7 protein-coding genes are annotated in these 6,809 nt (G+C 56.9%); 1 reads left to right on the forward strand and 6 read right to left on the reverse strand.

Annotation, left to right across the window (positions count from 1 at the left end; all coding sequences use genetic code 11):
• From PFH44_RS23260 to hinT, 3 genes are all read right to left on the reverse strand, one after another.
• A partial coding sequence (locus PFH44_RS23260) for a penicillin-binding protein activator LpoB (RefSeq protein ID WP_283826295.1) occupies positions 1-477 on the reverse strand: 477 nt, incomplete at its 3' end.
• A gap of 21 nt (positions 478-498) precedes the next feature.
• Positions 499-873 (reverse strand): YcfL family putative periplasmic lipoprotein, encoded by a 375-nt coding sequence (locus PFH44_RS23265; protein WP_045854851.1) that lies wholly within the window; start codon positions 871-873, stop codon positions 499-501.
• 3 nt (positions 874-876) lie between these two features.
• Complete coding sequence (gene hinT, locus PFH44_RS23270; protein ID WP_041144975.1) at positions 877-1,233, reverse strand: purine nucleoside phosphoramidase; 357 nt, start codon at positions 1,231-1,233, stop codon at positions 877-879.
• 363 nt (positions 1,234-1,596) lie between these two features.
• Between hinT and fhuE the strand changes: the two genes are divergently transcribed.
• A complete protein-coding gene (gene fhuE, locus PFH44_RS23275; RefSeq protein ID WP_283826293.1) occupies positions 1,597-3,780 on the forward strand; it encodes a ferric-rhodotorulic acid/ferric-coprogen receptor FhuE in 2,184 nt (727 codons plus the stop codon).
• Positions 3,781-3,894: 114 nt separating this feature from the next.
• On the opposite strand, the gene ptsG is transcribed toward fhuE, so the two are convergent.
• The 3 genes from ptsG to PFH44_RS23290 all read right to left on the reverse strand — a co-directional run.
• A complete protein-coding gene (gene ptsG, locus PFH44_RS23280) occupies positions 3,895-5,328 on the reverse strand; it encodes a PTS glucose transporter subunit IIBC (protein WP_045854848.1) in 1,434 nt (477 codons plus the stop codon).
• 305 nt (positions 5,329-5,633) lie between these two features.
• Positions 5,634-6,419 (reverse strand): metal-dependent hydrolase, encoded by a 786-nt coding sequence (locus tag PFH44_RS23285; protein ID WP_045854847.1) that lies wholly within the window; start codon positions 6,417-6,419, stop codon positions 5,634-5,636.
• 10 nt (positions 6,420-6,429) lie between these two features.
• Positions 6,430-6,809 (reverse strand): DNA polymerase III subunit delta' C-terminal domain-containing protein (locus tag PFH44_RS23290; protein WP_283826294.1); only part of this gene is annotated, 380 nt, incomplete at its 5' end.

The raw sequence follows: 6,809 nt of genomic DNA on the forward strand, positions 1-6,809 counted from the left end.
TTTGCCGCGGGTGGCGGGGCCATCCTGCGGTGACAGGCCAAGCTGCTGTTTCGCTACGCCGAGCTGCTGCTGCGAGACCAGCGTAAACTTGCCGTTTCCCGTCAGCGCATTGCGCAGGGCCTCGGTCGCCTCACCCGCGTTTAGTGTACCGTTCGTGCGGTTATTGACGCTATCGACCAGCAGAATGCTGCCCGCATTCACGCCGCCCGCCTGCAGCATCTGCCCGACCATCGGCTGCACCGCACCGCTCCAGTCATAGTGGCGAACGCGCGGGGTTGGCTGAGTCGGCTGCTGTTCATGCTCAATCGGACCCGGCTGCGCCGGCACTGCCGGAATGCCCGGCACCGTTGGTACCGTAGGCTGAGCTGGCTGCTCCGGTTTCGGCTGCGCCTCCCCTACCGGCGCGGGCTCCTGACGCTGCCCAACGCACCCGGCAAGGAATATCGCCAGTGCTGTGATCAACGCATAGCGACACATTTTAATCATCACAATTACCTCTTACAGATAAAGATAGAGTCGGGCCTTATGCGCCCCCAAAATATTTGCGCTACCGTAAAGCGTCACGGATGAGCGAGCGGGCACCGTTATGCTGCGTGCCGGCTCCAGCGGGTGCATCTCCAGCCCTCTGGCGTCATACCAGAAAAAGCGGTAATGCACGACGATCGGCTCCTGGCGTTCGTTAAACAGCCTGGAGGTTGCGGTGGCCTGAATCTGTGAGGCGGTGACCTCAGGCGCATCGGCGCTGATACCTGCGGCTAAGACGTTAGATTCCATCACCAGCGTCTGCTGCTCTCCCACCGGAATTTCCGCGTGAGAACCGCAGCCGGCCAGCAGCGCCGCCGCCAGAAGAGTGCCGAAATGAGCTGCGCGCATTGATTAGCCTTTGTGAGCCAGCATGGGACCCAGCGGGCGACCGCCCAGCAGGTGCATATGAATGTGGTAGACTTCCTGACCGCCGTGGCGGTTGCAGTTGACGATCAGGCGATAGCCGTCGTCGGCAAGACCTTCATCACGCGCAATTTTCGCCGCGACGGTCATCATGCGGCCCAGCGCCAGCTCGTGCTCCGTGGTGACGTCGTTGACGGTAGGAATCAGGATATTGGGAATAATCAGAATATGGGTCGGCGCCTGCGGAGAGATATCGCGAAAGGCGGTAACAAGCTCATCCTGATAAACAATATCCGACGGGATCTCCCGGCGAATGATTTTGCTAAAAATCGTTTCTTCTGCCATGACTGATTCCTTATTAATTTTTATACCGTGCTCTGGCCTGCCTCTGCAGATAAACGCGGATGCACAGGATTCGTCTAAGAGTATGAGCGAGTTACTCCCCCTCTTTCAACCCGAATGCACTTTTTCTTACGCGGCGGTGGACTTAGCTGATGATGGATTAAGCATATCCCTGATTATGTCCGGGGCCACCGTCGATAACGCGACTTTTTGCCCCCTCCCTCTTACGTCTGTTTACACATTAAATATAAATGCGTATATTTCTCATTTGTATTCACCACATGGACGCACCGCACTTCGGGAATGATTCGACCGCGGCCACAGAGCCCCGGCGTATAACGACAGTCTCTTCATTAAGGGTTAATCATGTCTTTCACTACCAGCTCACGGGACGGCCGCCGCGCGCCGTCTCTCCTCGCCGTCGGCATTGCGTTAGCGCTCTACCCCACCCTCGGCCTTGCCGCCGACGCGACCGACGACACCATCATTGTAGAAGGAACAACGCCAGCCGGCACCGACGAACAGCGGCAGGATTACAGCGTTAAAACCACCTCTGCCGGAACAAAAATGCTGATGACCCAGCGCGATATTCCGCAGTCGGTCAGCATTATCAGCGAGCAGCGGATGCAGGATCAGCAGCTGCAAACCCTCGGCGACGTGATGGACAACACGCTCGGCATCAGCCGCAGCCAGGCGGACTCCGATCGCAGCAGCTATTACTCCCGCGGTTTTCAGATAGACAACTATATGGTTGACGGTATCCCGACCTATTTTGAGTCCCGCTGGAACCTGGGCGACGCGCTCTCCGATACCGCGCTCTTTGAGCGGGTCGAGGTCGTACGCGGCGCCAACGGCCTGCTGACCGGGACGGGCAACCCCTCAGCATCGATCAACATGATCCGCAAGCATGCCACCAGCCGCGAGTTTACCGGCAATGTCTCCGCCGAATACGGCAGCTGGAACAAGCAGCGCTACGTCGCCGATATGCAGAGCCCGCTGACCGAGGATGGTAACGTTCGCGGGCGTATTGTCGCCGGCTATCAGAATAATGACTCCTGGCTCGATCGCTACAACAGCGAAAAAACGTTCTTCTCCGGCATTCTCGACGCCGACCTCGGCACCTCTACCAGCCTCTCCGCCGGCTACGAATATCAGCGTATCAACGTCGACAGCCCAACCTGGGGCGGCCTGCCGCGCTGGAACACCGACGGCAGCAAGAACCACTACGATCGCGCCCACAGCACCTCTCCGGACTGGGCCTATAACGATAAAGAGTTCAACAAAGTCTTCGTCACGCTGAAGCAGCGCTTTGCCGATACCTGGCAGGCGACCATGACCGCAACCCACTCCGAGGCCAAATTCGACAGCAAAATGATGTACGTCGATGCGTACGTCAACAAAGAGACCGGCATGCTGGTCGGCCCCTACGGCAGCTATGGCCCGGGCTATGACTACGTTGGCGGGACGGGCTGGAACAGCGGCAAACGTAAAATCGATGCCGTAGATCTGTTTACCGACGGCGGCTTCGATCTGTTCGGACGCCAGCATAACCTGATCGTCGGCGGCAGCTACAGCAAACAAAATAATCGCTATTTCAGCTCCTGGGCCAACGTGTTCCCGGATGAAATCGGCAGCTTTAATAACTTCAATGCGGGTAATTTCCCTGAAACGGACTGGAACCCGCAAAGCCTTGCCCAGGACGACACCACGCGGATGAAGTCCCTGTACGCCGCGACGCGTTTCTCGCTGGCCGATCCGCTGCACTTAATTCTCGGCGCGCGCTATACCAACTGGCGCATCGACACCCTCTCCTACAGCATGGAGAAAAACCACACGACGCCGTACGCCGGCCTGGTTTACGACATCGATGATAACTGGTCGACCTACGCCAGCTACACCTCCATCTTCCAGCCGCAGAACGTCCGCGACAGCTCGGGTAAATATCTGACGCCGATCACCGGTAACAACTATGAGCTTGGCCTGAAATCAGACTGGATGGACAGCCGTCTGACCACCACGCTGGCCGTTTTCCGTATCGAGCAGGATAATCTGGGCCAGTCCACCGGGACGCCGATTGCCGGCAGCAACGGCGAGACGGCCTACAAAACCGCTAACGGTACGGTGAGTAAAGGCGTCGAGTTCGAAGTTAACGGGGCGATTACCGATAACTGGCAGATGACCTTCGGGGCCACGCGCTTTGTTGCGGAAGATAATGAAGGCAACGCGGTGAACCCTAACCTGCCGCGCACCAGCGTCAAGCTGTTCACCCGCTATCGTTTGCCGGCCGTGCCCGAGCTGACCGTTGGCGGCGGCGTAAACTGGCAGAACCGGGTCTATAAAGATACCGTCACGCCGTACGGTACCTTCCGCGCCGAGCAGGGCAGCTACGCGCTGGTTGATCTGTTCAGCCGCTACCAGGTCACCAAAAACTTCGCCTTGCAGGGTAATATCAACAACCTGTTCGATAAAACCTACGATACCAACATTGACGGCTCGATTGTTTACGGCGAGCCGCGCAACTTCAGCATCACCGCCAGCTACCAGTTCTGATTTATCCTCAGCGCTGACCAGCAGAAGCCAGGGAGCCAGCCGGCTCCCTTTTTACTCGCTTAAGCCAATAAAAAAGGCAGCCATTCGGCTGCCTTAGTCTCCCCACATCACAACTTAGTTGGCGCGGATGTACTCGTCCATTTCAGTTTTCAGGTTATCGGATTTAGTCCCGAAGATCGCCTGAACGCCTGAACCTGCAACGACCACACCGGCAGCACCCAGTTTTTTCAGGCCAGCCTGATCAACTTTCGCAACGTCAGCCACGCTAACGCGCAGACGGGTGATGCACGCATCAAGGTTAGTGATGTTTTCTTTACCGCCGAACGCCGCGATCAGGGCCGGAGCCATTTCGCTGGTTGCGCCCACTTTGCTGTCTTCGGTTGAATCTTCGCGACCCGGAGTTTTCAGGTTCAGCGCTTTAATCAGCACGCGGAAGACAACGTAGTACACGATCGCATAGCAGATACCGACAATCGGGAACAGCCACAGCTTGCTGCTGTTACCGGACAGGACGATAAAGTCGATCAGGCCGTGAGAGAACGATGTACCGTCACGCATACCCAGCAGGATACAGATCGGGAATGCCAGACCTGCAAGAATTGCGTGGATAACGTAGAGGATCGGCGCAACGAACATGAAGGAGAACTCGATCGGCTCGGTAATACCGGTCAGGAACGAGGTCAGCGCTGCGGAGATCATGATACCGCCCACTTTCGCGCGGTTTTCCGGTTTAGCGGAGTGCCAGATAGCGATAGCCGCAGCCGGCAGGCCGTACATTTTGAACAGGAAGCCGCCGGACAGTTTGCCCGCAGTCGGGTCGCCTGCCATGTAGCGCGGGATATCGCCGTGGAAGACCTGACCTGCGGCGTTGGTGTATTCACCAATCTGCATCTGGAAAGGAACGTTCCAGATGTGGTGCAGGCCAAACGGTACCAGGCAGCGTTCAATGAAGCCGTAGATACCGAACGCCACAACCGGGTTCTGGTACGCAGCCCACTGAGAGAAGGTCTGGATAGCAGTACCGATCGGTGGCCAGATAAAGGAGAGGATCACGCCGGTGAAAATAGCGGCCAGACCGGAGATAATCGGCACAAAACGCTTGCCCGCAAAGAAGCCCAGATACTCTGGCAGCTTGATGCGATAGAAGCGGTTGAACATGTACGCTGCGATTGCACCGGAAATAATACCGCCAAGTACGCCGGTATCAGCCAGGTGTTTAGCCGCAATCTCTTCAGCAGGTAAATGCAGAACCAGAGGGGCAACAACCGCCATGGTTTTCACCATGATGCCGTAAGCAACGACCGAAGCCAGCGCGGATACGCCGTCGTTATTGGTGAAGCCAAGCGCGACACCGATAGCGAAGATCAGCGGCATATTAGCGAATACTGAACCGCCTGCTTCTGCCATGACGTGGGAAACGACTTCTGGCAGCCAGCTGAAGTTTGCGGAACCGACGCCCAGCAGGATACCTGCGATAGGCAGTACGGAGACCGGCAGCATCAGCGATTTACCGACCTTCTGCAGGTTAGCAAATGCATTCTTAAACATAATTGAGAGTGCTCCTGAGTATTTGGTACTTTTTTACGTTTTCACGCATTGGCACGGGGGGGAGAACCGTGCCGTGGACAGGACATCTAAGCGCCCTTTATTTATTACACAGAGTAAAATAATTGGCGGAATGATTGTTTGACGGCTATCACGTTTCAATCAGTCGGCGTGGAAAAGTTTACATCAACTTACATAACCTGTATCTAAATGTAACCAAAAGCACGTCACCGCCCCTTTTGTGGCGGTGAACTTTACTCGCTTTAAGTATTAATTACGAGCCTTAAAATAATAGGCAGATCGGCAGGTTACAAGCGGGAGGGGGCGATATGGAACAATCTGGCGAAATTATCGGTGGTCTGCTGCGCCAGCTGCTCCAGCGAAACGCCCTTCAGAACCGCCATATATTCAGCAACGTCACGGACCATCGCCGGCTGGTTCTCTTTACCGCGATGGGGTACCGGCGCGAGGTACGGCGAATCGGTCTCTACCAGCAGGCGATCGAGGGGAACGTAGCGCGCGGCGTCGCGCAGCTGTTCGGCGTTGCGGAACGTGACAATACCGGAAAACGAGATATAGAACCCCATGTCCAGCAATTTACCCGCTGTCTCTCTATCCTCTGTGAAACAGTGTAGTACGCCGCCGCAATCCGTCACTTTTTCTTCCTGCAAAATTGTCAGCGTATCGGCCCGCGCATCGCGGGTGTGCACAATCACCGGCTTGTTGAGCTCGCGGCCGATGCGGATATGATCGCGGAAGGACTCCTGCTGGCGAGGCCTGGTTTCCGGGGTGTAAAAATAGTCCAGCCCGGTCTCCCCCATCGCCACCACGCCCTCTTCCGCGGCCAGCTTGCGCAGCTCGTCAACGTCGTACGCTTCATCCTGGTTGAGCGGATGCACGCCGCAGGAGAAAACCACGTTGTCACGCTGTCCGACCAGCTCGCGCATCCCGCGATATCCTGGCAGCGTAGTCGCAACGGCAAGGAAGAACTTCACGTCACGCGCGGCGGCTTTTGCCAGCACATCGTCCACGTCTTTATGCAGGGTTTCATAATCCAGGCCATCAAGATGGCAGTGGGAGTCGACTAAAAACATAATGTCTCGCTCAGAGGTGGGAAACGGGCAGGACCGCCCCAGGTTGCAGGTAATGTTCCCAGCGCAAAAGGCGCTCGGTTAGCAGCAGTTCGCGGTTGACGCCGACCACGCTCAGCAGCTGCTCTCGGCAGGCGCTGACGTCCCGCGCAATAGCCTGCAGGCGGCTGGCGGGCAGCGCCTGCGCCAGCTGGTTTATCAGCGTCCAGGCATCGGGGTTGCTCACCAGGGAGATTCCCTGCTGCCTTTTTTGTGCATCCAGCAGCAGCGATGCCAGCCAGTGCAGGCGAACGGCGGCCTGTTCATGATTGAGGATCGGCAGCAGCGTTAGCCAGTCACCGCCGGTTAATGCGTTTGCCAGAGTCTGGATGAGCTGCTGCCGATCCTCAATCA

It is taken from the genome of Klebsiella sp. Ech2A (assembly GCF_030078455.1).
Lineage (GTDB): Bacteria > Pseudomonadota > Gammaproteobacteria > Enterobacterales > Enterobacteriaceae > Klebsiella > Klebsiella terrigena.

Bases quoted from the DNA above. Each gene is read 5' to 3' on its own strand.
- PFH44_RS23265 (WP_045854851.1), bottom strand. From the start codon at position 873: ATGCGCGCAGCTCATTTCGGCACTCTTCTGGCGGCGGCGCTGCTGGCC.
- hinT (WP_041144975.1), bottom strand. From the start codon at position 1,233: ATGGCAGAAGAAACGATTTTTAGCAAAATCATTCGCCGGGAGATCCCG.
- fhuE (WP_283826293.1), top strand. From the start codon at position 1,597: ATGTCTTTCACTACCAGCTCACGGGACGGCCGCCGCGCGCCGTCTCTC.
- ptsG (WP_045854848.1), bottom strand. From the start codon at position 5,328: ATGTTTAAGAATGCATTTGCTAACCTGCAGAAGGTCGGTAAATCGCTG.
- PFH44_RS23285 (WP_045854847.1), bottom strand. From the start codon at position 6,419: ATGTTTTTAGTCGACTCCCACTGCCATCTTGATGGCCTGGATTATGAA.